Below are 25,852 nucleotides of genomic sequence, written 5' to 3' on the forward strand. Positions count from 1 at the left end.
CGAGCGGAGTCATGAGGGGGGCCGCTCGGGCGCGTGCGAGGGGGAGGCACCGCGAGGGGGCGGACGGGCGTGAAACCGGGGGGTTCACGCCGTCCGCCCCCTCTTCCTCGTTCGGGGCCTCCCGTCAGATGACCCAGTCGTGTCCCAGACGCGAGAACTCCGCGGCGGCCTGGGCGCTCAGCACACCGTTGACCGGCAGCGTGCTCGCGGCGAGGAACTCCACGCCGTGCGCGCCCGCGGCGGCCAGCTCGGCGACCGAGTCCCAGTTGACGTTCTCCAGGGTGTCGTCGGGCGTGTGGTAGTACGGGTCGAACTGCTCACCCGCGGTGCCGCCGTACCACTCCACCTGCTCCTCGCTCTTGACACCGTCGGCGCCGCTGAACAGTCCGCCCGACGGGATGCCCGCTTCCATGAAGGCGCGGTAGTCGCTACGGCCGCTCAGCACACCCGGCTCGCTGACCTGGTCCTGGGCCGCGAAGTAGTCCTCGAACACCTTCGCGATCGCACCCGAACCGGAAGGGGCGCCGGACGAGCCCGGCAGCTCCATCCGGCCGTCCAGGACGAGCCGGGCGTAGTTGTGGGAGCCGATCATGTCGAAGTTCAGGTACAGCGCGATGTCGTCGAGCTCGCCGTCGGTCAGGCCGGTCACGTACTCCGTGGACCCGATCAGGCCCTCCTCCTCGGTCCCCCAGAACGCGAAGCGCACCTTGTTCTTCGGGGCGGGCAGGTCCGCCAAGCGGATCGCGGTCTCCAGGACGAAGGCCGTACCGGACCCGTTGTCGTTGATGGCCGGACCCTCTTCGACGCCGTCCAGGTGGGCGCCCACGACCACCACGTTGTCCGCACGGCCGCCGGCGGTCTCGGCCAGCACACTGAACGAGGACTCCTCCACGACGGTCGCGTCCACCTTGACGCGCAGCTCCAGACCGTCGGCCGCGATCAGGTCGGCCCCGGTGACACCGGAGACGCCCAGCGCCGGAATGGCCGAGAGCGCGCTGACGGTACCGGAGAACACCTCGTCCGCGTTGTTGACCACCAGGGCGGCGGACGCGCCGGCGTCCGCGGCGTTGGCGACCTTCTGGGCGAACGGGCAGGTACCGCGCAGCGTGATCGCGATCGCGCCCTCGGGGAAGGCGGCGAAGTCGTCGGGCGAGCAGCCGCTCGCGGCGCTGCCGGTGTTGACCGCCACCGCCGGAGCCGTCACGTCACCGGCACCGGAGTACGACATGGTCCGGAAGTCGGTCCCGTCCTCGTACACGGCCTCCCCCGGCGCGGTCTGCGCCAGGACCGCGTCGGACTGCTCGCGCCACAGCTCGTAGTCGTACTCGTGTCGGTAGGTCGTGTACCCGGCCCGCTTGAGCTGGTCCTCGATGTACAGGGCGGAGACGTCGTAGCCGGGCGTGCTCGTCGCCCGGTTGCCGCCGTTGTACTCGGCGATCGTGTTCAGGTTCTCCATGTGCGCCTTGATGGCGTCGGCGGTCACCAGCTCCGACAAGGCCGGGTCGGTCGGCTCCTGAGGCTGCGCCGGGACGTTGGGGCGGACCGGCTTCTCGGGCCGGACCGGCCGCTTGAGCCAGTCGGGGGCCTCGACCTCACCGGCGCCACCGCGGGCCTCCGGTGCGGTGGTGTCGGCGTGGGCGGGGGAGGCCGCGAGGGTGCCCGCGGTCATCAGCAGGGCGGCGAGACCCGCGGTCGCCGCCCGTCGTCTCTGTGGGGTGCGCAACGATGTTCCTCCGTGTACGGGGGAGTCCATCGCTCCGAAGTGTCGGGGGATGGACACCCGGGGTAGGCGAGGTATCGATGCAGACTGGCACCGACCGGGTGCCCGGAGCAAGCATCGGCGCACAGGTTGCCACAATCAGCCACGGGCCTTACCTTCCGGCGGCCACTGTGATTGGATCGACGGCCCGAAACGCTCCGAACGTCTCGCGGGAGCGCGGGCGTCGTCCGGGTCAATCCTCGATCTCGCCCTGTTCCTTCTGGTGCTTGCGCCTGCGGTAGTCCACACCCACGCCGCCCATGAGGGCGATGCCGCGCACGTGCACGATGGGCGCCCCGGGGTCGACCACGCTCGGGGTCCCGCCGCCCACGCCGAAACCGCCCATGAACGGCAGGCCGTGGACGCGCACCTGCACGTCGTCGGGCACGAGGATGCCGATGCCGCCCATGATGGTGTTGGTCCAGATCGTGGTCTCGCGGTGGGTGAACCGGGCCTCGCGCAGGTCCAGTTCCACACCGCCCATGAGGGCGAACGCGAAGAAGTTCTCCGGGACCACCCAGCTCCCGGAGCGGTCGGCGCCGCCCATGACGGCGATCGCGACGGTGCTCGTCGGCGGCTGGTCGACGATCCGTCCCGCGCCGTAGAGCGGTCGCGGGGAACGGAAGTCGCCGGGCGCGGGAGCCGCCGGGGCTCCGGTGCCGGTGGGGGCGGGCAGGTCCCGGGTGAGGGGGACGAGTTCGCCGATGGTCTTGGCGCGGTAGACCGCGTCGAGCCGCTCGCTGTGCTCGTCGGGGTCCAGGCGGCCTTCCGCGAAGGCGTCCTGGAGTCGGTGCGCCACGGCGTCGCGGTCGGCGTCCGAGGCGCGCATTCGACCGGGGTCGGGGGGAGTGATCTCGCTCATCGTTTCCACCATATGTCGATTCTGTCCGGGGGGCACCCTCCGGTGCATCGGGGAGGAACCCCGGTGTCACCCCGGGATGGAGCCGTTCAGGCCCCGGGGAGCAGACCCCGTCGGATGGCCCGGCTGACGGCCGAGGTCCGGTCCCCGACACCGAGTTTCTCGTACACCCGCATCAGGTGCGTCTTCACCGTGGTCGCACTGATGTGCAGGGTCCGTCCGATCGCGGCGTTGGTCAGTCCGTCGGCCGCCAGGCGCAGTACCTCCACCTCGCGTGGGGACAACCCGGGTGCGGCGGGCGCGGCACGGTCGCGCATTCCGGTGACGAGTTTGCCCGCCAGCCTCCCGCTCAGGACCGTCTCCCCGCGTGCGGCCGCCCGCACCGCCTCGACCAGTTCGGCGCGCGGGGTGTCCTTGAGCAGGTAACCGGTGGCCCCGGCCTCCACCGCCCGCAGGATGTCGGTGTCGGTGTCGTAGGTGGTGAGCACCAGGACGTGGGTGCCGGGGTGTTCGGCGCCGATGCGCTCGGTGGCCGCGACCCCGTCCCCACCGGGCATGCGCAGGTCCATCAGGACCACGTCGGGGCGCAGCTCGGTGACCCGGGCCACCGCCTCGGGGCCGGAGGCGGCGTCGCCGACGATGTCGAGGTCCGCCTCGGCGGAGAGCATGCCCCGGATGCCCTCGCGGACCACGGGGTGGTCGTCGACCAACAGGACACGGATCACGGTGCCACCTCCTCGGGTTCGGGCAGGGCCAGGCGGACGGTGGTGCCCCTCCCCGGGGCGGTGTCGATCTCCAGGGACCCCTCCAGGCTCTGCGCGCGATGGCGCATACCGGGCAGGCCGTTGCCGGTGCCGGGCACGGTGGGGTCGAAACCGCGTCCGTCGTCGGTGACGGTGAGCAGGGTCCCCGCGTCGCTGTGGGCCAGGGCGAGCGAGACCCGATCGGCGTCGGCGTGCTTGCGGATGTTGGCCAGTGCCTCCTGGGCGGTGCGCAGCAGGCACACCTGGAGGTCGCCGGGCAGTTCTCGGGGGCCGCCGAGGACCTCGACGGTGACCGGGATACCCAGTTCGGTGCCCAGCCGCGCACCGATCCGGCGCAGCACCGCCTCCAGGGTGTCCTCACCGAGCCGTGCGGGGCGGCGGGCGGCCACCATGGCCCGTGCCTCGTCCAGGTTCTCCGCCGCCGTCTCCCGCATCAGCGCCAGGTGTCGGCGGGCCAGGGCGGGATCGGTGTCCAGTTCCGACTCCACTGCCTGGGTGAGGGTGATGATGCTGGTGAACCCTTGGGCGAGGGTGTCGTGCAGCTCGCGGGCCAGGCGTTCGCGTTCGGCCAGCGCGCCGCCCTCCTCCGACAGGCGGGCGGCCTCGGCCCGGCTCTCCCGCAGTTCGCGGATGAGTTCGGCGCGTTCGTAGCTCTCCTCGACGACCTTCTCGAACCAGCGGCCGAACCACAGGGAGAAGCCGATGATGATCAGATGGATCCCGGTGCCCACGAGGGCGTCGAGGGTGTCGATGTCGCCCCGCCACCAACCGGTGAGGGTGGGCAGCAGCAGGATCATGCCGACCGAGACGGTCCCGTACACCGCCCCGGCCGTCATGAAGCACATGGGGGCGACCACGAACAGGCAGAAGGTCAGGACCGGATCGAGGTGGACGGCCACGGTGACCAGGGCCGCCACGGTCAGCGCGAAGACACCGGTGATCGGGGTGCCGTATCGGTCCTGGAGATAGAGACTCCGGCCGTAGGACAGGTACAGCGCGGCGACCACGCCCAGGAGGGCGGCGCCCGCCCAGCCCCGGACGCCGGGCTGGGAGAGGACGCCGATGACGGCGATCAGGACCATCGATCCGGACAGGTACAGGTACCAGGCCGGTCCCAGGTCCCAGGCGTGCCGTTCCCCGCCGGGGGGCTCCGGCGCCCGCTCCTCCTCCGGAGCCCGCGTCGCCACGACCATCACCCGTCCTTTCGCGTCTTCCACCGGAACGTCAGCAGAACCAGGACCAACCCCACCACACACCAGGCGCCCAGGGCCAGGGCGACCAGGTGCAGGTCCCACGCTCCGGAGGGTTCGAACGTCGCCATCGCGTCGGGGTGGAAGGCGGCCCGCATGCCCTGCGCCATCCACAGCAGCGGGAACAGCGACGCGAAGGTCAGCACCCAGTCGGGCAGCACGGTCACCGGGACGAACACCCCGGAGGTGAACTGCAGGACCAGGAACGGCACCACCACGATGGTCGACGCCGCCTGGGCGGTGCGGGCCAGGGAGCTGACCGCTATGCCCAGCAGGGAGCAGGCGATCGTGCCCAGGACGAGCACCCAGGCCACCGTGAGCCAGTCGGCGGCGGAACCCGGCAGGGTCGCGTCGAAGACCAGCGCGGAGACCCCGAGCAGCAGGACGGCCTGTCCGGCGGCGAGGAAGAACACCAGTACCGTCTTGCCGATGAAGTAGGCGGCGGGCGGCATCGGGGTGCCGCGCAGCCGGCGCAGCCCGCCCTGGTCGCGTTCGGTGGCGATACCGGCGCCCAGGGTCTGGAAGCTGACCGACATCAGGCCCATGGCGAACAGGCCGGGCAGGTAGTGGTCGACGGCGGGCATGCCCATGTCGAACAGGCCGTCGAAGATCGACGCGAACATCGTCAGGATCAGGGCGGGCAGGGCGAACGTGAAGACGACGCTCTCCCACTCCCGGGTGAAGGAGCGGATCTCCAGCCATCCCCGGGACAGGCCCAGGCGGAGCGTGCCGGGGAGTCGGGCGTCGGTGAGGGTGCTCATGCCACGGCCTCCGGCTGCTCGGTGCGGGTTCCGGTGCCCTCGGCGTCGCCGATCAGCTCCAGGTAGACGTCCTCCAGGGTGGGGCGGTGCACGCGCAGTTCCGGGATCTCCCCCGGGTGGACCGCGGCCAGCTCCGTGATCACGCGGGTGGGCTCGTCGGTGCGGATCTCGCGTCGCACGCCGTCCTGTGACCAGTGCACCGTGGCCTGCGCCGTGGCCCGACCGCCGAGGGTGGCGGGGGAGTCCAGCGCGCGGACCCGCCCCTCGGCCAGGACGCACACCCGGTCGGCGAGGGCCTCGGCCTCCTCCAGGTAATGGGTGGTGAGGACGACGGTGGTGCCCTCCCTCGCCAGGTTCCGGATCAGCTCCCAGAAGTCCCGCCGGGCCTTGGGGTCGAAACCGGTGGTGGGCTCGTCCAGGAACAGGAGTTCGGGGCCGCCGATGATGCCCAGGGCCACGTCCAGACGGCGTCTCTGGCCGCCGGACAGGGACTCCGGGAGGGCGCGGGCCTTCTCCGTCAACCCGACCAGTTCCAGGACCGCGTCGGAGTCGCGGGGGCGGGGATGGTGGCCGGCGAAGTGCCGGACGACCTCGCGCACCGGCACCTTGGGCAGCAGCGTCTCGCCCTGCCAGACGATGCCGATCCGGGTCCGCCAGGACCGGTCGGCCTTCTCGGGGTCGACGCCGAGCACCCGGACGACCCCGCCGTCGCGCCGACGGAAACCCTCCAGGATCTCGATCGTGGTCGACTTGCCGGCGCCGTTGGGGCCGAGCAGGGAGAAGATCTCGCCCTCGGGGACCGACAGGTCCACCCCGGCGACGGCCCGGTGCCCGCCGTACTCCTTGACGAGGCCGGTGACCTCGATGACCGTTTCGCTCATGAACCGAGCCTCGCGCGGCCCGGGGCCGGGCGGTATCGGGCGAACGGTCGGTCCGGTGTCCTCCGAGTGGAGGACACCGGTCAGAACAGGCGGAGGACGTCCGGCTCGATGCCGCGCAGTTCGTCGTAGTCCAGGACCACGCAGGAGATGCCCCGGTCCTCGGCGAGCACGCGCGCCTGGGGCTTGATCTCCTGGGCGGCGAAGACGCCCCGCACCGGGGACAGGTTGGGGTCGCGGTTGAGCAGCTCCAGGTAGCGGGTGAGCTGTTCGACGCCGTCGATGTCGCCGCGCCGCTTGAGCTCCACGGCCACGGTCCGGTTCTCTCCGTCCCGGCACAGGATGTCGACCGGCCCGATCGCGGTCGGGTACTCGCGTCGGATGAGGGTGTAGCCGTCGCCGAGGGTGGTGATGTGCTCGGCGAGCAGTTCCTGGAGGTGGGCCTCGACCCCGTCCTTCTGCAACCCGGGGTCCTTGCCGAGTTCGTGGGAGGAGTCGTGCAGGACCTCCTCCACGGTCAGCACCAGCTTCTCGCCGGACTTGCCGTGGGTGACGGTCCAGACGTCGGGTCCGTCCTCGACGGTCTCCTCTCGGAGTTTGCACGGGGGGTTCATCCAGTTGAGGGGCTTGAAGGCCCGATCATCGGCGTGGATGGACACGCTCCCGTCGGCCTTGATGAGGACCAGCCGCGGGGCCATGGGCAGGTGGGCGGTGAGCCGGCCGACGTAATCGACGCTGCACCGAGCGATGACGAGACGCACGAAACGTCACGTTACCGCCTTCCAGGGGTGCCCGCCGCAGAACGGCCGAACCGGCCGACCGGTCCCCGAGGGCAGGTCCGATCACCCCGGGGGCAAGGACTTTGTGGCTTTCACGCCCCGTGACCGGAACGGGGTCGGGCGCTTAACGTCTCCAGAGAACGCGCGGTGCGGGTCGCCGAGGCCCGCGTGGACGGACCGCGCGGCCCGCCCGCCCCGGGAGGGGAGGGGCGGGACCGCCGCCCATCGTGGCGGCGGTCCCGCCGGGCATGTCCCGACATCGTGTTACCCGTGAGTACGGCCAAGGGGGCCCTGCGGGCGGTACGGGTCGTCGGGCCGTCTAGGCTGGCCTCATGGTGCAGGAATTCAAGAAGGTCGGTGTCGTCGGACTCGGCACGATGGGCGCGGGCATCGCCGAGGTGTTCGCCCGAGCCGGTTTCAACGTCATCGGGGTCGAGATCGACCAGGCCGCCCTCGACCGCGGCCGTGGCCATCTGGACAAGTCGCTCGGGCGCGCCGTCGCCAAGGGCAAGCTCACCGAGGAGGAGCGCTCCGCGATCGAGGAGCGACTGACGTTCACCACGTCCCGTGAGGACCTGACGGACGCCGACCTCGTCGTGGAGGCCGTTCCCGAGCGGATGGACCTCAAGCGCGACGTGTTCGGCGATCTGGACCGGATCTGCAAGCCCGAGACGATCCTGGCGACCAACACCTCCTCGCTGTCGGTCACCGAGATCGCGGCCCTCACCGGACGCCCGGAGAAGGTCGTCGGTCTGCACTTCTTCAACCCGGCCCCGGTCATGAAGCTGGCCGAGGTCATCACCACGGTCTCCGCCTCCGCCGAGACCGTCGACATCGTCACCGAGATGGCCAAGCGCATCGGCAAGACCCCCGTCACGGTCGGGGACCGCGCCGGGTTCGTCGCCAACGCGCTGCTGGTGCCCTACATCAACGACGCGGTGCGCCTCTACGAGCGCGGGGTCGCCACCCGCGAGGAGATCGACGAGTCGGTCAAGAAGGCCGCCGGCCTGCCGATGGGCCCGCTCGCCCTGGCCGACATGGTCGGGATCGACGTGTGCCTGGCCGTCATGGACGTGCTGTGGGACGAGTACCGAGACCCGCGTTACGCCGCGGCCCCGCTGCTGCGCCGCATGGTCGCCGCCGGTCACTACGGCCGCAAGGCCGGCAGGGGCTTCTACGCCGGTCGTGACGAGGCCCCCGAGCCCCGTCCCGCCGGCCGCTACGCCGAGATGATCCGCGAAGAGGAGACCCTCGACCTGGGTGAGATCCTCATCGCACCGCAGATCGACGACGCCATGCGGATGATCGGCGACGGCTACGCCACCGCCCAGGACGTCGACACCGCGATGCGTTTCGGCTGCGGTTACCCCAAGGGCCCGACCGAGCTGCTCGACGAGCGCGGCGCCGAAGCCGTGGTCACCACCCTGGTCGCCATGGGCGAGTACGGGTTGACCACCATCGCGGTCCCCGCCCCGCTGCTCATGGACCGGCTTCCCGACACCCCGGAGGAAGAGGGCCACGGCGGCTGCGCCTGCCACGCCTGATCTCTCCGAGAACACCCCGGTGGCCGTCGCCGCAGTACGTCTGTGGCGGCGGCCACCGCCCGTTCTCTCCTACCCTGGACGGGTGAGCCCGCGTCGTAATTCCTCCCGCCGTAAGTCCTCCCGAGGCGGCCGCGCCCCCGGAGGCGGCCCCGAAGCCGAGGACGCCCTCATGCTCCGGATCACCGGCGGCCAGAGCCGTGAGGCCGGACCCGACGGCGAATGGATCATACGGCGCGTCATCGGCGCGGCCGCGGTGAAGGTCTACCGCTGCCCCGGCTGCGCCCAGGAGATCCCCGTCGGGATGGCCCACGTCGTCGTCTGGCGCCCCTACGGCGACGGCGACGACCGTCGGCACTGGCACTCCTCCTGCTGGGAGCGCCGCTCCCGGCGCGCACCCCGATACTGAGCCCCGACCACCGAGAACCGGACCGAGGAGCCATGGAGATCCGAGCCACCACGGTGCTGCCCGCCGTGCGACGTCCCATCACCCTGCACACCGCCGACGGGCTGGAGCTGATCGGCGAACTGGCCCTGCCCGAGGACGGCGACCCGGTCGCGACCCTGGTGTGCCTGCACCCGCTGCCCACGGCCGAGGGCATGATGGACAGCCACGTCCTGCGCAAGGCGTCGTTCCGGCTGCCCGCGCTGGCGAACATCGCGGTGCTGCGCTTCAACACGCGCGGTACCACCTCCCGCCACGGCACCAGCCAGGGGGAGTTCGGCGAGGGCGAGACCGAGAAGCACGATGTGCTCGCCGCCATCGAGTTCACCGAGTTCGAGGGGCTGCCCCGGCCGTGGCTGCTCGGCTGGTCGTTCGGCACCGAACTGGCCCTGAAGTGGGGCGCCGACCCGCAGATCGAGGGCGCCCTGCTGCTGTCGCCGCCGCTGCACCGGGCCACCGAGGCGGACATGGAGAACTGGCGGGTCACCGGCAAGCCCGTGGTGGCGCTGGTCCCCGAACACGACGACTACCTGCGCCCCGAGGAGGCCCGGGAACGGTTCAAGCCGCTCACCCAGGCCGAGGTCATCGGCGTGGACGGCGCCAAGCACCTGTGGGTCGGGGAACCGTACGTGCGCCGGGTCCTCGACGAGATCGTCAAGCGGGTCAACCCCGACGCCCACCCCTTGCCCACCGAGTGGGACGGTCCCCACGAGAAGGACGTCCAGGCCCTGGGCTGAACATCGGCGGACCGGACGCGGTCGACCGCTCCCGTACGCGAGAACGAGGGCCCGCCTCCCCCCTTCAGGGGAGGCGGGCCCTCGTCACGTCACGACCGCGGGGCCCGAGGGTCCGGGGTGACTACTCCTGCCACCAGTCCTCGTCGTCCGCGCCCTTGCCGGAACGGGCCGGCTGCTTGGCCTCCTCGGCCGGGGCGGCCTCGGCGATCGCCGGGGCCGCGGGAGCGGCGGCGACGGGAGCGGGGGCCGGGGCGGCGGGGGCCGCGGCGGCCGCGTTCGGGAGGGCACCGCCACCGAGCAGCTGACGCAGCTGCTGGAGGTGCGACTGGATGCTGTCGCGCTGGCGGTTGAGCTCGTCGACCTCCTTCTTGGCGGCGGTCAGGATGCGGTTGGCCTCGCTCTTGGCGTCGCTGAGCTGGTGCTCGGCCTTGGACTTGGCCTCCGACTCGATCTGGCCGGCGTTCTTCTTGGCGTTGCCGACCAGCTGCTTGGCGTGGTTCTCGGCGTCGCGGCGGGTCTGCTCGGCCTGCTGGCTGGCCTGCTTGGCGTGGTGGTCGGCGCTGGCGGCGCGCTCCTCCGCCTCGGACACCATCTTCTGAGTGGCGGCCTGGGCGGCGGCCAGACGCTCGGCGTCCTGACGCTCGGCCTCGGCCCGCCGGTCGGCGAGCTGGAGCTCGAACTGGTCCTCAAGCTCGGTGCGGCGGGCCTCGGACTCGGCGTAGGCGCGCTCGGCGTTCTTGCGGAGTTCCTCGGCCTGGCTCTTGGCGGCCTGAATGGTCTCGTCGCGCTCGCGCTTGGCGGCCGCGCGCGCCTGGGCGCACTCGCGCTCGGTGGTGGTGCGCAGCTTGGCGATCTCACCCTCGAAGGTCGCCCGCTTCTCGGCGATCTCGTGGTCGACCGCGGCGCGCTTCTTCTGGACCTCGCGCTCGGTGGTGGCGGACAGCTCGTCGGCCCGGCGGCGGGCGCTGGTGGAGATCTCCTCCGCCTCGGCCTCGGCGCTCTGGCGGGACTCGTCGGCCTCGCGCTGGGCGAGGGTGCGCACCTCGGTGGCCTCGGACTCGGCCGCGGCCCGCATCTCGGCGGCCTCGATCTTGGCGGCCGACCGGATGTCGTTGGCGTCGATCTGGGCGCTCTGGACCAGCTCGTTGGCCTGCTCCTCGGCCAGCCGCAGCAGCTCCTCGATGCGCGAGCCGAGCCCGGCGTAGGAGGGGCGCTCCCGCTCCTGGAGCTGGCGGTTCTTGGCGCTGAGCTCGGCCTTGAACTTCTCGACCTGCTTGGTGGTCTGCTTGACCTCGTTGCGCAGGCCGTCCAGGTAGTCCGTCACCTGGGTGCGGTCATAGCCACGCAACACCACGTCGAACTCGGGTGGGGTGTTGTCCTCGTCGAAGATGTTGTTGAGTTGGGTGTCGATGTTGTTTGACGGCATGTGGCGGAATCCTGAACGGGTGCGAGACGGCTACTTGCGAACGACCGGGGACCGCGTTCTGGGCGGTGTCGGGGACCCCGGGGGACGGGCGTGCTTTCCGGTCCGGGTGCGGACTCGGGTATGGAGCGGCGTGACGAGGTCGCGACCGGCCGACCGTCGCCGACGCCGTCGGTGCGCTCCACCCGTCTTGGCCCGCCACGGTGTGGCGCGACGGGGCGGTGGCGCTGCCGACCCGGTTGTCGAACCACCGGATCGTGAGACGTGGATCGACGCCGGAGATTCACATCCGGTGGCCAACCGACTTTATCAAGCGGGGAACCCCTGGGAAGAGGGTTTCGGGTAACTTCCGGCGGGGTTTGAGTCCGGTCACGCCCGCGGTGTGTGAGATGTGATGTGTCCGGAACGCCCCCGTGACGTTGGGGGCGATCCGGGCACTCCGGTCAGTGGGCGCTCTGTACGAGTTCGGTGAGGACGCCTCCACAGTCCTTGGGGTGCAGGAACACGATCCGCGAGCCGGCGGTGCCCCGGCGCGGCTCCGCGTCCAGGACGCGCACGCCACGGCCCCCGACGCCCGCCGCGAGGCCGGCGACGTCCCCGGTGCCGAACGCGATGTGATGCACGCCCTCACCGTTGCGCTCCAGGAACCTGGCGACCGGGGAGTCGGGACGGGTCGGCTCCAGCAGTTGCAGATACGTGGCGCCCCCGTCGTCGGCGCCGTTGACCCGGAGCATCGCCTCGCGCACGCCCTGCTCCTCGTTGACCTCTTCGTGCTCCACCTCGAAACCGTAGGTGGACCGGTAGAACTCGATCGAGGCGTCCAGGTCCCGGCAGGCGATGCCGACGTGGTCGAGACGGGTCGCGGCGGGGACGGGGGCGGCGCGATCAGGGGCGTTGCTCATCGGATGAACCTCTCGACGGCGGCGAACGGCTGTGTGGGTATCGTTGCAGACCAGGTGCGTCATCGATCACTTGGAGGCCAGTTACGATGCCCGGTTCCGTCATCGTCGGTGGGGCACGGACCCCCACCGGACGACTCCTCGGCTCCCTCGCCGGGTTCTCCGCCGTCGACCTCGGTGGCTTCGCGATCAAGGGCGCGCTCGACAGCGCCGGTATCGGCGGCGAACAGGTCGAATACGTGGTCATGGGCCAGGTCCTCCAGGCCGGCGCCGGACAGATCCCGTCGCGTCAGGCCGCCGTCAAGGCCGGTATCCCCATGAACGTCCCCTCGGTCACCATCAACAAGGTGTGCCTGTCCGGCCTGGACGCCATCGCCCTGGCCGACCAGCTCATCGCCGCAGGCGAGTTCGACATCGTCGTCGCGGGCGGCATGGAGTCCATGACCAACGCGCCGCACCTGCTGCCCAAGTCCCGGCACGGGTACAAGTACGGGGCGATCGAGGTCCTCGACGCCACCGCGCACGACGGCCTCACCGACGCCTTCGAGGGCGACTCCATGGGCGCCTCCACCGAACGGCACAACGCCAAGCTCGGCATCGGCCGCGAGGAGCAGGACGCGTTCGCGGCCCGGTCGCACCGGCGCGCCGCCGAGGCCGCGGAGCGGGGCCTGTTCGACGCGGAGATCGTCCCCGTGGAGATCCCCCAGCGCAAGGGCGACCCGATCGTGTTCCGCCACGACGAGGGCGTCCGTCCCGGCACCACGGCCGAGAGCCTGGCCAAGCTGCGCCCGGCCTTCGACCGCGACGGCACCATCACCGCCGGCTCCTCCTCGCAGATCTCCGACGGCGCCGCCGCCGTGATCGTGATGAGCCGGGCCAAGGCCGAGGAACTGGGCCTGCCGGTCCTCGCCGAGATCGGCGCGCACGGCAACGTCGCCGGCCCGGACAACTCCCTGCACTCCCAGCCCTCCAACGCGATCGCGCACGCGCTGGGCAAGGCCGGCAGGGAGGTCTCCGACCTCGACCTCATCGAGATCAACGAGGCGTTCGCCGCGGTCGGCCTCCAGTCCATGAAGGACCTGGGCGTGGACGCGGACATCGTCAACGTCAACGGCGGCGCCATCGCGATCGGTCACCCGATCGGCGCCTCCGGCGCCCGCATCGCCCTGCACCTGATCCACGAGCTGCGCCGCCGCGGCGGCGGTCTGGGCGCGGCCGCCCTCTGTGGCGGCGGCGGTCAGGGCGACGCGCTGCTGTTCTCGGTACCCGCCGAGTAGCGGTCACCCCCTCCCTTCGGGGCGACGCCGGGTCTCGGGAGATCCCCGGTCCGCCCGCGCGCCGCGCCCGGAGGGACGTTCATCCTCGAAGACACTGTGTACCCGGGGCCGGACCCGGCCCCGACCGGAGTACGACGCACCTGGTGAGAACGGCGGGGCGGCGGTCACGAGCCGCCGCCCCGCCGCATGCGCACGGAAGGAGCCGCATGGACACCCCCCGACTGGTCGAGAAGCTGCTGAGGGGGGATCGCCGGGCCCTGGCCCGCGCGATCACCCTGGTGGAGAACGGCTCCCCCGAACTGCGCGAGATCATGGCCGGCCTGGCCCCGCACACCGGCCGGGCCCGGACCGTCGGTTTCACCGGGTCGCCCGGCGTGGGCAAGTCCACCACGACGAACGCGGTGGTGCGCGCCGCCCGCGCCCGCGACCTGAGCGTGGCCGTGCTGGCCGTGGACCCCTCCTCCCCGTTCACCGGCGGCGCCCTGCTCGGGGATCGGGTCCGCATGCAGGAGCACGCCACCGACCCGGGCGTGTACATCCGTTCCATGGCCAACCGCGGGCACCTGGGCGGTCTGTCGTGGGCCACCCCGCACGCCCTGCGCGTCCTGGACGCAGCCGGGTTCGACGTGATCCTGGTGGAGACCGTCGGCGTCGGCCAGGCCGAGGTGGAGATCGCCGGGCAGGCCGACACCACCGTGGTGCTGTGCGCCCCGGGCATGGGCGACTCCGTGCAGGCCGCCAAGGCCGGCGTGCTGGAGGTCGCCGACGTGTTCGCCGTCAACAAGGCCGACCGCGACGGCGCCAGGTCGACCCTGCGCGAACTGCGGCAGATGGTCGCGATGAAGGACCGCGCGGACGACGAGTGGAAGCCGCCGATCGTCATGACGGTCGCCGTCCGCGATGAGGGCGTGGACGAGCTGTGGGACTGCCTGGACGGGCACTTCGCGCATCTGGGGGACACCGGTGAACTGGCGGAGCGCCGTCGTCGCCGGGCCCGGGAGGAGGTGCAGGCGATCGTCCTGGACCTGCTGCGCTCCCGGATCGCCGTCGGCGACGACGGCGCCCTGGAATCGGCGGCCCGCGAGGTGGCCGAGGGGATCCGCGACCCCTATGCCGCCGCCGACCTCGTCATCAAGGAGCTGGGCGCCTAGGACAGGACGCGACGCAGGACCTCGGCGAAGCCCCTCGGGTCGTCCTCGAAGCCGCCGTGCCCGCCGGGGAACATCACCGGCTCGACGCCCAGCGCCTTCGCCAGGGCCCGGGAGGTCCGGTCGGTGAGCAGCATCGCCGACTCCACGCCGAGGCCGACCACGACCCGCGCGGGACCGTCGCGCAGGGCCTCGACGTCGGGGACGTGCCGGGTGGTCCCCCGCAGCTCGTGGGCGAAGAAGCGGTGGGCGTCCGCCGACTCCTGTTCGCCGGGCTCCTGCTCCGGGGGCGCCTGGCCCTCCCCCTCCCCCTCCTCCGGCAGGGGGAACCCGGCGTTGACCATGAACGCCCCGAAGGCGGCCATGATCCCGTCCCGGTGGTAGGTCGCGATGATCTCCTCGGTGCTCGCGCGCTGCTCGACGGCGTCGGGCAGCAGTTCCAGCAGGGGAGGCTCGTGCGCGACGATCGTGCCGAACCTGCCGGGGTGGCGCGTGGCCGCAGCGAGGGTGGTCACCGCCCCGCCGCTGGAGCCCAGCAGGTCGGCGCGTTCCACGCCCACCGCGTCCAGCAACGCCACCAGGTCGTCGGCGCGCAGCTCCGGCGTGGAGTCCTGGGCGGGGTCGTCCAGAGGACTGCGCCCGATACCCCGGGGATCGTGGGTGATGACCGTGCGCTCGGTCGCCAACAGGTCCGCGAGCGCCTCGAACGGCCCCGCGTCCATGGGCGCCCCGGTCAGCACGACGGCGGGCCCGGAGCCCCGGACCTCGTAGTACAGGGTGCCGTCAGGGGTCTTCAGGGTGTGCGTCTCGGCCATGGCCGTTCCTCTCGCTCGGGTCTCACCGGTACAGACCCGGCGCTCCTGCGGAAATCATCGCCTCCGCCGCACCTTTTTCGGCGACGCCGCGCCCGGCCCCCGAACACGACGTCGGCGGCGCCCCCTGGCACGGGGCGCCGCCGCAGGGTCCCGGTCACGGACCGGGACCCTCATCGGTGTCGGTCGGTGTCGGTGGTCAGCCGAGCGTCGAGTCGATGGCCTCCATGAGGGTGCCGTTCGCGTCGTCGCCGTCGATGGACCAGATCATCACGCCGCCGAGTCCCCGGTCGACCGCCCACTGCGTCTTCTGGGCGATGGAGATCTCGTCGTCGTAGGTCCAGAACGTGGAACCGTTGTACAGCCACGCGGTGCCGGAGGCGTCGTCGCGGTGCAGGGTGTACCCGTTCAGGTTCTTGATGACCTTCCAGTCCTCGATGCCCTGCTCGTAGCTGCCGCGGGCGGGGCCGGTGGAGGTCTGGAACAGACCGTCGCCGCTTGGCCCGGCGGGCACGCCCGTCCAGCCGCGGCTGTAGAACGGCACGCCCAGGACCATGTCGGCCGGGTCCACGCCCAGCTCCAGGTAGCGGTCGATGCTCACCTCGGCGGCGAAGATCCGCGGACCGGGGTCTCCGGGGGTGACGAGCAGGTTCGACTGGTGGTTGGTGGTGGACTCCCAGGCCCCGTGGTAGTCGTAGCCCTGCACCGTGATGAAGTCGAAGTCCGTCATGAGCTCGTCCATCTCGAAGCCCAGGTCGATCTTGTCGGGGTCGGCGGGCAGGAACGCGGTCAGCTCGAACTCGCGGTCGGTCTCGGCCTCCAGGGCGTCCAGCTGGTCGCGGAACTCCTGGACCAGGGCGGTGAAGTTCTCCCTGTCCTCGGGGCGGACCACGTTGTGCTCGTGCCCCTCGGAGGCGGGCCACTCCCAGTCGAGGTCGATGCCGTCGAAGACGCCGTAGGCGGCGCCGGTGCCGCCCGCACCGTCGAAGAGCGGCAGGTTGCCGCGCAGGTACAGGTCGATGCAGGACGAGACCATGCGCTCGCGCGACTCCGGGGTCAGCGCGGCGTCGGAGAAGTACCGCGACCAGGTCCAGCCGCCCAGGGAGATGTTGACCTTCAGGTCGGGGTGCGTCTCCTTGAGCTTGCGCAGCTGGTTGAAGTTGCCGCGCAGGTCCTGGCTCCACACGTCGCCCACGCCGTCGACGCTCTGGGCGGCGGTGAACGAACGGCCGTAGTCGGCCCAGGCGTCGCCCTGGCCGAGCTGGTTGGCCATGAAGCACTGCCCGCCGGCGTTGACGTTGCCGAACGAGTAGTTGATGTGGGTGAGCTTCTCCGCGGTGTCGGAGGTCTCCAGGTTCTTCACCAGGTAACCGCGGTCGTAGATGCCCCACTGGGTGAAGTAGGCCACGCGACGGCCCTCCGTGGGCGGGACGACGACCTGCTCGTCGGTGGTCGCGCTCACCGAGGCGCTCTCGCCGCCCCGGTTGTTGGAGGTGTCGTAGGCCCGCACGGTGAACCCGTACGTGGTCTCGGGGGTGAGCCCCGAGACGGTGGCGGTGGTCCCGGAGACGGCGCGGACGACCTCGCCGCCGGACAGGACCTCGTAGCCGGCGACCGCGACGTTGTCGGTGGCGGCGTTCCAGCTCAGGGCGACCGTGGTGGCGGTGGTCCCGGTGACGGTCAGACCGCCGGGGGTCGAGGGCGGCTCGGTGTCGGGTTCGCCGGGTTCACCCGAACAGGGGGACCCGTTGACCAGACAGTTCACCGGTGTGGTGTCGGATCCGGCACCGGTGGTGCCGTTGAAACCGATGCCGTAGGTCCCCCCGGCGGGGACGGCGGCGCCCCAGGAGGGCGGGGTCAGGGTGTAGGAGTTCCCCGACCGGGTCAGGGTGGCGTTCCACAGGCTGGTGATGGCGGTGCCGGAGGGCAGGTCGAACTCGATGGTCCAGTCGGTCAGCGCCGACGTGCCGGCGTTGCCGACGGTGAGCTGGCCGCCGTACCCGGTGCCCCAGTTGCCGGTCTCGACGTAGGTGACGGTGACGTCGGAGGTGTCGGCGGAGGCGGGGGCGGGGGACAGGGCGAGGGGGATGAGCAGTACGGCCGCGACCAACGCCGCGAGCCTGGATCGTCGTGCTCTCAACTTCGGTGCTCCTGGTGCGTGAGCGGGTGTGGGGGGTCGCCGTCCGGGTGCGCCCGTTGCGGGGCGGGCCGGGGGCGACGGTGGGTGTGCGCCCGAGGAGTCGCGGGGTGCGAAGTCGATGGGCGAGAGGGGCGGTGCACGGGGCATGGCGGGCCTCGAAAGTGGAACGGAGGGGCGGGGGGTCGGAGTGTGCGAGCCGGTGGTGTGCGAGATGAGGAGAGGCCGGTGCGAACCGTCGCACATCGGTCCGCACCGGCCGTGGCGGCGATGCTCCCCGGATCAGAGCATCGACGCCGCTCGGTTCCCGGTCGGCGGTGGGAAGGGCGGTGGACCGCCGACCGGGAGGCTTCGGGTCAGTTCGTTCGCAGCGCCTCGTCGATGGCCGCCAGCAGGTCGCCCTGCGCGTTGTCGCCGTCGATGGCCCAGATCATGACGCCGGAGTAGCCGTTGTCCAGGGCCCATTCGGTCTTCTGGCCGACCGCGATCTCGTCGTCGTAGTTCCAGAAGGTCTCGCCGTCGTAGATCCAGGCGGTGCCGGCGGCCTCGTTGCGGAAGAGCTCGAAGTCACCGGAGGCCGCCTTCTCCTCCAGGAAGCGGTACTCCTCGGTGCCCGTCGCGTAGGTGCCCCGAGCCGGGCCGGCGGCGGGCTGGAAGATGCCGTCGCCCTCGGGGCCGGCTTCGACACCGGTCCACCCCTGGCCGTAGAAGGGGATGCCCAGGACGATCTTGGCCGGGTCGACCCCCCGGGAGACGTAGGCGTCGCGGATGAGCTCGGCCGAGATGACCGGCTCGGGGTCGCGGGCGTCCGTCACCAGGTTGGACTGGTGGTTGGTGACGCTCTCCCAGGTGCCGTGGTAGTCGTAGCCCTGCACCATGACGAAGTCGAAGTTCGGCATGAGCTCGTCGAGCTCGTAGCCGGAGTCCAGGCGCCAGCCGCCGGCGGGCACGAACGCGCTCAGCTCGAAGTGGCGGTCGGTCTCGTCACCGAACTCGTCCAGCTGGTCGCGGAACTCCTGGACCAGGGCGGTGAAGTTCTCCTTGTCCTCGGGCCGGACCACGTTGTGCGGGTTGCCGTCGGTGCCCGGCCACTCCCAGTCGAGGTCGATGCCGTCGAAGACGCCGTAGGCGACGCCCTCGCCGCCGGCGTCGTTCAGTTCGGGCAGGTCGCCGCGCAGGTACAGGTCGACGCAGGACTCGACGAGACGCTCGCGGGACTCCTCGGTCAGGGCGGCGTCGGAGAAGTACCGCGACCAGTTCCACCCGCCCAGCGAGACGCTGATGCTCAGGTGGGGGTTCTGCTCCTTGAGCTTGAGCAGCTGGTTGAAGTTGCCGCGCAGATCCTGGCCGGGGTCGTCGCCGACGCCGTCGACGCTCTGGCCGGCGGGGACGGTGTGCCCGTAGTCGGCCAGGGCGTCGCCCTCGCCCTCGTCGTCGGTCATGAAGCACTCGCCGTCGGCGCTGACGTTGCCGAAGGCGTACTGGATGTGCGTGAGCCTCTCGGCGCTGCCGCTCCCCACCAGGTCGGCGACGTGGTAGTCGCGCTCGCGGGCGCTCCACTGGGTGTAGTAGGCGACGCTGAGGTGGTCGTGGTCGGGCCCGGTGCCGCCGTCGTCGCCGGAGCAGGGTGCCCCGTTGACGGTGCAGGAGACGAGGTCGGTGGAGCCGTCGGTGTGCAGGCCGTTGAACCCGAAGGAGTAGGTGCCGCCGGCCGGGACCGAGGCGCCCCAGTGCGGTGGCGTGACGGTGTAGCCGGCGGGATCGCCGGAGAGGGTGGCGTTCCAGAGCTGGTGGATGCGGCTGCCGTCGGGCAGGGAGAACTCGATCGTCCAGTCGCTCACGGGGGTGCCGGAGGCGTTGTGGACGACGATCTCGCCGCTGTAGCCGGTGTTCCACCGGGCGGATTCCACGTAGGTGACGGTGAGGCCTGTGGCGGGCGTCTCTTCCGCGGCGGCCGGGAAGGCGGCCACCATGAGCGGCGCCACCAGCACGGTCGCGGCCGCGCACGCCGCCATCCGGTTCCTGAAGGGTCGTGCTCTCACGTCGTGGACTCTCCTGCGGTCGGAGGGTGTCTGGCTGGGCCTGACCTGGGGGGATAAATTTTTAGGAAACTTAACTAATAATTACAGGGGTCGTCAACGGTCCGGATGGAACTTTCCGGCGGGGGAGTGGGTTCCACTTTCGGGTCCATCCGGATCTTTCGAGCTGACGGGCCGTACCAGTGGCGGGCGGGGTCATCTGTCCCCTTGTGGCCACGCCGAATCCTTGACTCGTGTCCTGGTCTCGGCTACTCGCGCTCAGGGCGGGACGCGGTCCTTCGACGGGCCCCATAGAGTGACGGCGTGGGAAACCCTTTGAACCTTCCGTTCGACCCGATCGAGCGCGCACACGACAACTGGACGCGCAGATGGGGGCCCTCGCCCGCGATGGCCGCCGTCACCTCGGTCATGCGCGCCCAGCAGATCCTCATCGGTGAGCTGGACGGCGCCCTCAAGCCGTTCGGTCTCACCTTCGCGCGCTACGAGGCGCTCGTCCTGCTCACCTTCAGCGCCTCCGGGTCGCTGCCGCTGGGCAAGATCGGCGAACGCCTCATGGTCCACCCGACCAGCGTCACCAACACCATCGACCGGTTGGAGGGGCAGGGCTTCGTGCTCCGCCGCCCCAACCCCAGCGACGGCCGCGGCGTCCTCGCGGAGATCACCGACACCGGCCGCGAGGTCACCGAGCGGGCCACGCGCTCCCTGCTCGACATGGACTTCGGGCTGGGCTGCTACTCCGACGAGGAACTGTGGGAGATGCACCGCGTGTTCACCCGCCTGCGCGTCGACTTCGGTGACTTCCCCGAGCCCGTCACGGGGTCCGTCGAAAGCCGCTGAGTCCGCGCCGGGGACCCGCCGGTCGGACCCGGACCGAGAGTCCGGGAGGTGACGCGGCTCCCCGTTCTGTACATATTTAGTTGGACGTCCTACTATCCAGGTATGGCGAACACCACGAACGGCACCACCGACGGCGGCGGTGCCGAGGAGATCGAGGCCGGGCGCGAACGCTGGCAGCGCCGCTACGACGCCGCGCGCAAGCGCGACACCGACTTCACCTCACTGTCCGGGCGACGACTGGAACCGGTCTACGGTCCACCGCCCGGCTCGGAGGTCCCCGGCTTCGAGCGCATCGGCTGGCCCGGCGAATTCCCCTTCACCCGCGGGCTGTACCCCACCGGCTACCGCGGCCGGGCCTGGACCATCCGCCAGTTCGCCGGGTTCGGCAACGCACGCCAGACCAACGAGCGCTACAAGATGATCCTCGCCTCCGGGGGCGGCGGGCTCTCGGTCGCCTTCGACATGCCCACCCTCATGGGACACGACTCCGACTCCCCCCACGCGCTGGGCGAGGTCGGACACTGCGGCGTGGCCATCGACTCGGTCGCCGACATGGACCTGCTCTTCGAGGGGATCCCCCTGGGCGAGGTCACCACGTCCATGACCATCAGCGGCCCGGCCGTGCCCGCCTTCTGCATGTACCTGGTGGCCGCCGAGCGCCAGGGTGCGGACATCGGGATCCTCAACGGCACGCTCCAGACCGACATCTTCAAGGAGTACATCGCCCAGAAGGAGTGGCTGTACCCGCCCGAGCCCCAGTTGCGGCTCATCGGCGACCTCATGGAGTACTGCGCGGAGAACATCCCCGCCTACAAGCCCCTGTCGGTGTCGGGTTACCACATCCGCGAGGCCGGGGCCACGGCCGCACAGGAGCTGGCCTACACCCTCGCGGACGGGTTCGGCTACGTGGAGCTGGGGTTGTCCCGGGGGATGGACGTCGACACGTTCGCCCCCGGCCTGTCGTTCTTCTTCGACGCCCACATCGACTTCTTCGAGGAGATCGCCAAGTTCCGCGCCGCCCGCCGGATCTGGGCCCGGTGGATGCGCGACGTCTACGGGGCCGAGACGGAGAAGGCCCAGTGGCTGCGCTTCCACACGCAGACCGCCGGGGTCTCCCTCACCGCCCAGCAGCCCTACAACAACGTCGTGCGCACCGCGGTCGAGGCGCTCTCGGCGGTCCTGGGCGGCACCAACTCGCTGCACACCAACGCCCTCGACGAGACGTTGGCACTGCCCACCGAGCAGGCCGCCGAGATCGCCCTGCGCACACAGCAGGTGATCATGGAGGAGACCGGCGTCATCAACGTCGCCGACCCGCTCGGCGGCTCCTGGTACGTCGAGTCGCTCACCGACGAGATCGAGGCCGAGGCCGAGCGGATCTTCGCGCACATCCGGCACATGGGCGGCGGCGACGACGTCGAGCACGCGATCGGCCCGATGACCTCGGGCATCCTCGCCGGCATCGAGAACGGCTACTTCGGCTCGGAGATCGCCGAGTCCGCCTTCCAGTACCAGCAGGCGCTGGAGAAGGGCGAGAAGCGGATCGTCGGCGTCAACCGGCACACCGCCACCGTCTCCGGCGAACTCGACATCCTGCGCATCGGTCACGAGGTGGAGCGCGAACAGCGACGGGTGCTCGCCGAACGCCGAGAGGCCCGCGACGGCGCCGCGGTGGAGCGGACGCTGGCCGCGCTGCTCGAAGGGGTCCGGTCGGGAGGGAACCTCGTGCCGCTCATCATGGACGCCGCCCGTGTCGAGGCCACCCTCGGCGAGATCTGCGCCACCATGGGCGAGGAGTTCGGGACCTACACCGAGGCGCCGCGGTTCTGAGTCCGCGTCCCACGCGGTGAGGACGCGGGCCGGCACTCGGTCCGCGTCCTCACCGCGTATACGGCAGGATGGACACATGCAGCCTTCGGACTTTTCCCCGAACAGTGCCGTCGACCTCGGTGCGCGCAAGGCGGCCATGGAACGCGAGGCCAAACAGCGCGCCGCGGAGTCGTCGGGTCGATCCAACCCTTACGCCGTCAACGTCGACGAGACGAACTTCCAGGCCCAGGTCCTGGAGCGGTCCATGGCCGTTCCGGTCGTCCTGGCCGTGCTGACCGGCTGGTCCGAGCAGTCCGAGCAGGTGGAGAACACCCTGGACAAGCTCTCCGCGGCCTCCGGCGGCAACTGGTTCCTCGCCAAGGTCGACGGTGAGGCCAGCCCACAGCTCGTGCAGGCGTTGCGGGTGCCCACCGCCCCGATGATCATCGTGGTCGTGCAGGGTCAGCTCCTGCCCGGCCCGGCGGGTCCCGTGCCCGAGGACCAGCTCACCGGCTGGCTGGTCGAGGCCTTCGCCGCGCTCAAGGAACAGGGCGCCCTTCCCCCCGACCACCCCGGCACCCTGTTCGGCGAGGACGGCCCGGAGCCGGTCGAGCCCGTCGGGGAGCAGGCCGCCGCCGACGTCCGCCCGATCGACGCGGAGGCACAGGAGTCCTTGGAGCGGGGCGACTTCGACGCGGCCGAGGCGGTCTACGCCAAGGCGGTGGAGGCCGACCCCAAGGACACCGAGTCCAGGAGCAAGCTGGCCCAGGTCCGCCTGGTCCGACGACTGCGCACGGTGGACATGAACACCGCCCGCCAGGCCGCCGCCGACACCCCGGACAACGTGGACGCCCAGCTCACGGTCGCCGACCTGGACATGTACGGCGGCAAGTTCGAGGACGCCTTCGAGCGGCTCATCGCCACCGTCAAGCGGACCCGCGACGACGACCGGAACAAGGTGCGCGCCCACCTGTTGGAGCTGTTCGACCTGCTGCCCCCGGGCGACCCGCGGGTGACCTCCGCCCGGCGCCGGCTCACCTCGGCACTGTTCTAGAGGTCGGAGAACGGGTGGGAAGGGATCCGGAGTGGGGGATGTCCCATTCCGGATCCGACACTTCCTACCCATCGGTAATAGGACAAAGCGGTAAAACTGCCTGTTCTTCCGTGTTCTTCGGCGCGGGCGGATAGGGGAGCCGGCGGTGGGTACAACCGGTCCAAGGAACGGGCGCCACGGCCCGTCCATCTCCCCGGCAGGTGTCCCATGACCAGTGAGGCGCCCCCTCCGCGCAAAGCGATGCGCGGACCCGTCGTCACGATCTCGGCGACCTACGGCGCGGGCGGCGGTGTCGTGGGCCCGGCGGTCGCCGCCGCCCTCGCCGTCGCCTTCCTCGACCGGGCCGTGCCCGGCGCCGTCGCCGGTCGGATCGGATGTTCCCTCGACGAGGCGCTGCAACGTGACGACCGGGCGCCCGGCGGCCTCGAACGGCTGCTCGCCGGTGCCGTCCGCCTCCCCACGGTCACCCTGGGCAGCGTCGACACCGCCTTCGTGGGCACGGTCAACGACGAGGGCCGGTTGCTCTACGACCACGAGTTCGTGGAGCAGACCGAACTGGTCATCGGTGAGGTCGCCCACACGGGCGGTGTCGTCCTGGGGCGGGCCGGTGCGATCGTCCTGGCCGACCACCCCACCGCTCTGCACGTGCGTCTGGACGGGGACCGCGAGGCGCGGTTGCTCCTGGCCCGGGAACTGTGGGAGGCCGGGGGCTCCACCGAGGGCGGCGGGTCCACGGCCGGCCCGCCCACGGCCCGCGCCCGCGACGACAACGACCGGGCCCGCGCCGCCTACGTCCGGCGCTTCTACCGCACCGACGCGGCCGCCCCGCGTCACTACCACGTCATGCTCGACAGCACCCTGCTCTCCCTGGAGGCGTGCACCGACATCATCGTCCGGGCGGCCCGGGACCGGGCCGCCGGGAAGAGCTCCTGACGCTCCGGCGTTATCGTGATGCCACTCCGGATCCGGTGGGAAATTCATCGGTTTTTCACCGAAGCGATAATTGTCGCCTTGTACTGACTCCAGTGGCTTGACTCGGGTAGGGTGAGGCGACTCTGTCGCGACGCCCCCCCGGCCGCGAGCCGAGATCCGCCGCGGTGCCACCATGGGGACACCGCACATCCGATGCCCCGCCGCGCACCGACGACGTCGCGCCCGGGGGCGTCCGCACGTCCGGACGCAGAAGCACAGGCAACACCCGAGGAGCAATACGTGGCCACCCTTCCCAGCGTTTCGTACTCCATCACCGTCCGCCTCGAACTGGACGCGGGAAGCACGGCCGTGGGCAGCCTCACCACCGCGGTCGAGCAGGTGGGAGGCATGATCACGGCGCTGGACGTGGCCGCCGCCGGACACGAGCGCATCCGTATCGACGTCACCTGCGCCGCTCGCGACACCGAGCACGCCCAGGCCATCGTCGACGCCCTGGGCGCCATCGACGGCGTCATCGTGCACAAGGTCAGCGACCGCACCTTCCTGATGCACCTGGGCGGCAAGATCGAGATGAAGTCCAAGGTGCCGCTGCGCAACCGCGACGAACTCTCCATGGCCTACACCCCCGGCGTCGCCCGCGTCTCCCAGGCCATCGCCGCCAACAAGGACGACGCACGCCGCCTCACCATCAAGCGCAACAGCGTCGCCGTCGTCACCGACGGCTCCGCGGTCCTGGGCCTGGGCAACATCGGCCCCGAGGCCGCCATGCCCGTCATGGAGGGCAAGGCGGCCCTCTTCAAACGCTTCGCCGACATCGACGCCTGGCCCATCGCCCTGGACACCCAGGACGTCGACGAGATCGTCCGCACCGTCCAGGTGATCGCCCCCGGGTTCGGCGGCATCAACCTGGAGGACATCTCCGCGCCCCGCTGTTTCGAGGTCGAGGCCCGCCTGCGCGAACTCCTCGACATCCCCGTCTTCCACGACGACCAGCACGGCACCGCCATCGTCGTCCTGGCGGCCCTGCGCAACGCACTGCGCGTGGTCGGCAAGAAACTCGACCAGGTCCGCATCACCATGTCGGGCGCGGGCGCGGCCGGCACCGCCATCCTCAAGCTGCTCATGCACGCGGGGGCCCGCGACGTCATCGTCTGCGACATCCAGGGCGCCGTGCACGCCGGCCGTGAGGAGCCGGACCCCAACCTCCGGTGGATCGCCGAGCACACCAACCGGGACGGCTACACCGGCGACCTCAAGGGCGCCGTCGCCGGATCCGACGTGTTCATCGGCGTCTCCGCCCCCAACCTGCTGGCCGGCGAGGACGTCGCCGAGATGAACGACGACGCGATCATCTTCGCGCTGGCCAACCCCGACCCCGAGATCGACCCGGACGTCGCCCGTCTGCACGCCTCCGTCGTCGCCACCGGCCGCAGCGACCACCCCAACCAGATCAACAACGTGCTGGTCTTCCCCGGGTTCTTCCGCGGCCTGCTCGACGCGCAGAGCCACCACGTCACCTCCGACATGATGGTCGCCGCCGCCGAGGCCCTCGCCGACGTCGTCACGGAGGACGAGCTGGGCCCCAACTACATCATCCCGAGCGTGTTCCACGCCGACCTTTCGGCGCACGTGGCCACCGCGGTCCGCGAGGTCGCCCAGCGCGACCAGAAGGGCCGCCGCGACCTCGGTTGACCGACGACGTCCCCGGACG

At 71.1% G+C, this 25,852-nt stretch carries 22 protein-coding genes; 10 read left to right on the forward strand and 12 right to left on the reverse strand.

The genetic code is table 11. The features are described 5' to 3' along the window. Positions 1 to 124: 124 nt before the first annotated feature. From PWG71_RS25705 to nucS, 7 genes are all read right to left on the reverse strand, one after another. Positions 125 to 1,753: a M28 family peptidase gene (locus PWG71_RS25705; RefSeq protein WP_446725101.1), complete on the reverse strand. Its 1,629-nt coding sequence runs from the start codon at positions 1,751 to 1,753 to the stop codon at positions 125 to 127. Between the two features lie 199 nt (positions 1,754 to 1,952). After that, positions 1,953 to 2,633, reverse strand: coding sequence for a DUF1707 SHOCT-like domain-containing protein (locus PWG71_RS25710; protein ID WP_274812591.1), 681 nt, complete (start codon positions 2,631 to 2,633; stop codon positions 1,953 to 1,955). Positions 2,634 to 2,707: 74 nt separating this feature from the next. Further along, on the reverse strand, positions 2,708 to 3,343 hold the full coding sequence (locus PWG71_RS25715; RefSeq protein ID WP_274812592.1) for a response regulator: 636 nt from the start codon (positions 3,341 to 3,343) through the stop codon (positions 2,708 to 2,710). Then, positions 3,340 to 4,575 (reverse strand): sensor histidine kinase, encoded by a 1,236-nt coding sequence (locus PWG71_RS25720; protein WP_274812593.1) that lies wholly within the window; start codon positions 4,573 to 4,575, stop codon positions 3,340 to 3,342. Before PWG71_RS25720 ends, PWG71_RS25715 begins: the two co-directional genes overlap by 4 nt. Beyond that, a complete protein-coding gene (locus tag PWG71_RS25725) occupies positions 4,575 to 5,393 on the reverse strand; it encodes an ABC transporter permease (RefSeq protein WP_274812594.1) in 819 nt (272 codons plus the stop codon). Before PWG71_RS25725 ends, PWG71_RS25720 begins: the two co-directional genes overlap by 1 nt. Further along, complete coding sequence (locus PWG71_RS25730) at positions 5,390 to 6,274, reverse strand: ABC transporter ATP-binding protein (protein WP_274812595.1); 885 nt, start codon at positions 6,272 to 6,274, stop codon at positions 5,390 to 5,392. Before PWG71_RS25730 ends, PWG71_RS25725 begins: the two co-directional genes overlap by 4 nt. Before the next feature lie 80 nt (positions 6,275 to 6,354). Continuing rightward, entirely contained in the window at positions 6,355 to 7,032 is a 678-nt protein-coding gene (nucS, locus tag PWG71_RS25735; protein ID WP_274812597.1) for an endonuclease NucS, read from the reverse strand. Positions 7,033 to 7,382: 350 nt separating this feature from the next. On the opposite strand from nucS, the gene PWG71_RS25740 reads away from it, so the two are divergent. From PWG71_RS25740 to PWG71_RS25750, 3 genes are all read left to right on the forward strand, one after another. Further along, the gene (locus PWG71_RS25740) at positions 7,383 to 8,594 is read left to right on the forward strand and encodes a 3-hydroxyacyl-CoA dehydrogenase (RefSeq protein ID WP_274812598.1); all 1,212 of its coding nucleotides are present in this window, start codon (positions 7,383 to 7,385) and stop codon (positions 8,592 to 8,594) included. 82 nt (positions 8,595 to 8,676) lie between these two features. Then, complete coding sequence (locus PWG71_RS25745) at positions 8,677 to 9,000, forward strand: ATP/GTP-binding protein (protein ID WP_274812599.1); 324 nt, start codon at positions 8,677 to 8,679, stop codon at positions 8,998 to 9,000. A 32-nt stretch (positions 9,001 to 9,032) separates the two neighbouring features. Then, on the forward strand, positions 9,033 to 9,773 hold the full coding sequence (locus PWG71_RS25750; protein ID WP_274812600.1) for an alpha/beta hydrolase: 741 nt from the start codon (positions 9,033 to 9,035) through the stop codon (positions 9,771 to 9,773). A gap of 121 nt (positions 9,774 to 9,894) precedes the next feature. Here the strand turns inward: PWG71_RS25750 and PWG71_RS25755 are convergent, their stop codons facing one another. After that, on the reverse strand, positions 9,895 to 11,199 hold the full coding sequence (locus PWG71_RS25755) for a DivIVA domain-containing protein (RefSeq protein WP_274812601.1): 1,305 nt from the start codon (positions 11,197 to 11,199) through the stop codon (positions 9,895 to 9,897). Between the two features lie 440 nt (positions 11,200 to 11,639). Next, positions 11,640 to 12,098 (reverse strand): methylmalonyl-CoA epimerase, encoded by a 459-nt coding sequence (gene mce / locus PWG71_RS25760; protein WP_274812602.1) that lies wholly within the window; start codon positions 12,096 to 12,098, stop codon positions 11,640 to 11,642. A gap of 86 nt (positions 12,099 to 12,184) precedes the next feature. Here mce and PWG71_RS25765 point away from each other — a divergent pair, with 86 nt between their 5' ends. Further along, positions 12,185 to 13,372 carry an acetyl-CoA C-acetyltransferase gene (locus PWG71_RS25765; protein ID WP_274812603.1) on the forward strand — a complete coding sequence of 396 codons (1,188 nt, stop codon included), beginning with the start codon at positions 12,185 to 12,187 and terminating at the stop codon, positions 13,370 to 13,372. Between the two features lie 206 nt (positions 13,373 to 13,578). Continuing rightward, entirely contained in the window at positions 13,579 to 14,523 is a 945-nt protein-coding gene (meaB, locus tag PWG71_RS25770) for a methylmalonyl Co-A mutase-associated GTPase MeaB (RefSeq protein ID WP_274812604.1), read from the forward strand. Here meaB and PWG71_RS25775 read toward each other — a convergent pair. The 3 genes from PWG71_RS25775 to PWG71_RS25785 all read right to left on the reverse strand — a co-directional run bounded on the left by PWG71_RS25775 (position 14,520) and on the right by PWG71_RS25785 (position 19,511). Further along, a complete protein-coding gene (locus tag PWG71_RS25775) occupies positions 14,520 to 15,335 on the reverse strand; it encodes an alpha/beta fold hydrolase (RefSeq protein WP_274812605.1) in 816 nt (271 codons plus the stop codon). The genes meaB and PWG71_RS25775 overlap by 4 nt on opposite strands. Before the next feature lie 196 nt (positions 15,336 to 15,531). After that, complete coding sequence (locus PWG71_RS25780; protein WP_274812606.1) at positions 15,532 to 17,472, reverse strand: glycosyl hydrolase family 18 protein; 1,941 nt, start codon at positions 17,470 to 17,472, stop codon at positions 15,532 to 15,534. Between the two features lie 353 nt (positions 17,473 to 17,825). Continuing rightward, positions 17,826 to 19,511, reverse strand: coding sequence for a glycosyl hydrolase family 18 protein (locus PWG71_RS25785; protein WP_274812608.1), 1,686 nt, complete (start codon positions 19,509 to 19,511; stop codon positions 17,826 to 17,828). A 312-nt stretch (positions 19,512 to 19,823) separates the two neighbouring features. Here PWG71_RS25785 and PWG71_RS25790 point away from each other — a divergent pair, with 312 nt between their 5' ends. The 5 genes from PWG71_RS25790 to PWG71_RS25810 all read left to right on the forward strand — a co-directional run bounded on the left by PWG71_RS25790 (position 19,824) and on the right by PWG71_RS25810 (position 25,833). Then, positions 19,824 to 20,345, forward strand: coding sequence for a MarR family winged helix-turn-helix transcriptional regulator (locus tag PWG71_RS25790; RefSeq protein ID WP_274812635.1), 522 nt, complete (start codon positions 19,824 to 19,826; stop codon positions 20,343 to 20,345). Positions 20,346 to 20,447: 102 nt separating this feature from the next. Further along, positions 20,448 to 22,175, forward strand: coding sequence for an acyl-CoA mutase large subunit family protein (locus PWG71_RS25795; protein ID WP_274812609.1), 1,728 nt, complete (start codon positions 20,448 to 20,450; stop codon positions 22,173 to 22,175). 76 nt (positions 22,176 to 22,251) lie between these two features. Further along, positions 22,252 to 23,208, forward strand: coding sequence for a tetratricopeptide repeat protein (locus PWG71_RS25800; protein WP_274812610.1), 957 nt, complete (start codon positions 22,252 to 22,254; stop codon positions 23,206 to 23,208). 207 nt (positions 23,209 to 23,415) lie between these two features. Further along, a complete protein-coding gene (locus PWG71_RS25805) occupies positions 23,416 to 24,141 on the forward strand; it encodes a cytidylate kinase-like family protein (protein ID WP_274812611.1) in 726 nt (241 codons plus the stop codon). Positions 24,142 to 24,420: 279 nt separating this feature from the next. Then, positions 24,421 to 25,833, forward strand: a complete 1,413-nt coding sequence (locus tag PWG71_RS25810; RefSeq protein ID WP_274812612.1) for an NAD-dependent malic enzyme — start codon at positions 24,421 to 24,423, stop codon at positions 25,831 to 25,833. Positions 25,834 to 25,852 lie beyond the last annotated feature (19 nt).

It is taken from the genome of Nocardiopsis sp. N85 (genome assembly GCF_028882275.1).
GTDB lineage: Bacteria > Actinomycetota > Actinomycetes > Streptosporangiales > Streptosporangiaceae > Nocardiopsis > Nocardiopsis lambiniae.

What these genes read in the sequence shown, in the direction of transcription:
- PWG71_RS25755 (WP_274812601.1), bottom strand. Translation starts at nt 11,199, where the DNA reads ATGCCGTCAAACAACATCGACACCCAACTCAACAACATCTTCGACGAG.
- PWG71_RS25705 (WP_446725101.1), bottom strand. Translation starts at nt 1,753, where the DNA reads ATGGACTCCCCCGTACACGGAGGAACATCGTTGCGCACCCCACAGAGA.
- PWG71_RS25720 (WP_274812593.1), bottom strand. Translation starts at nt 4,575, where the DNA reads ATGGTCGTGGCGACGCGGGCTCCGGAGGAGGAGCGGGCGCCGGAGCCC.
- PWG71_RS25730 (WP_274812595.1), bottom strand. Translation starts at nt 6,274, where the DNA reads ATGAGCGAAACGGTCATCGAGGTCACCGGCCTCGTCAAGGAGTACGGC.
- PWG71_RS25750 (WP_274812600.1), top strand. Translation starts at nt 9,033, where the DNA reads ATGGAGATCCGAGCCACCACGGTGCTGCCCGCCGTGCGACGTCCCATC.
- PWG71_RS25795 (WP_274812609.1), top strand. Translation starts at nt 20,448, where the DNA reads ATGGCGAACACCACGAACGGCACCACCGACGGCGGCGGTGCCGAGGAG.
- PWG71_RS25710 (WP_274812591.1), bottom strand. Translation starts at nt 2,633, where the DNA reads ATGGTGGAAACGATGAGCGAGATCACTCCCCCCGACCCCGGTCGAATG.
- PWG71_RS25765 (WP_274812603.1), top strand. Translation starts at nt 12,185, where the DNA reads ATGCCCGGTTCCGTCATCGTCGGTGGGGCACGGACCCCCACCGGACGA.
- mce (WP_274812602.1), bottom strand. Translation starts at nt 12,098, where the DNA reads ATGAGCAACGCCCCTGATCGCGCCGCCCCCGTCCCCGCCGCGACCCGT.
- PWG71_RS25800 (WP_274812610.1), top strand. Translation starts at nt 22,252, where the DNA reads ATGCAGCCTTCGGACTTTTCCCCGAACAGTGCCGTCGACCTCGGTGCG.
- meaB (WP_274812604.1), top strand. Translation starts at nt 13,579, where the DNA reads ATGGACACCCCCCGACTGGTCGAGAAGCTGCTGAGGGGGGATCGCCGG.
- PWG71_RS25805 (WP_274812611.1), top strand. Translation starts at nt 23,416, where the DNA reads ATGACCAGTGAGGCGCCCCCTCCGCGCAAAGCGATGCGCGGACCCGTC.
- PWG71_RS25740 (WP_274812598.1), top strand. Translation starts at nt 7,383, where the DNA reads ATGGTGCAGGAATTCAAGAAGGTCGGTGTCGTCGGACTCGGCACGATG.
- PWG71_RS25725 (WP_274812594.1), bottom strand. Translation starts at nt 5,393, where the DNA reads ATGAGCACCCTCACCGACGCCCGACTCCCCGGCACGCTCCGCCTGGGC.
- PWG71_RS25775 (WP_274812605.1), bottom strand. Translation starts at nt 15,335, where the DNA reads ATGGCCGAGACGCACACCCTGAAGACCCCTGACGGCACCCTGTACTAC.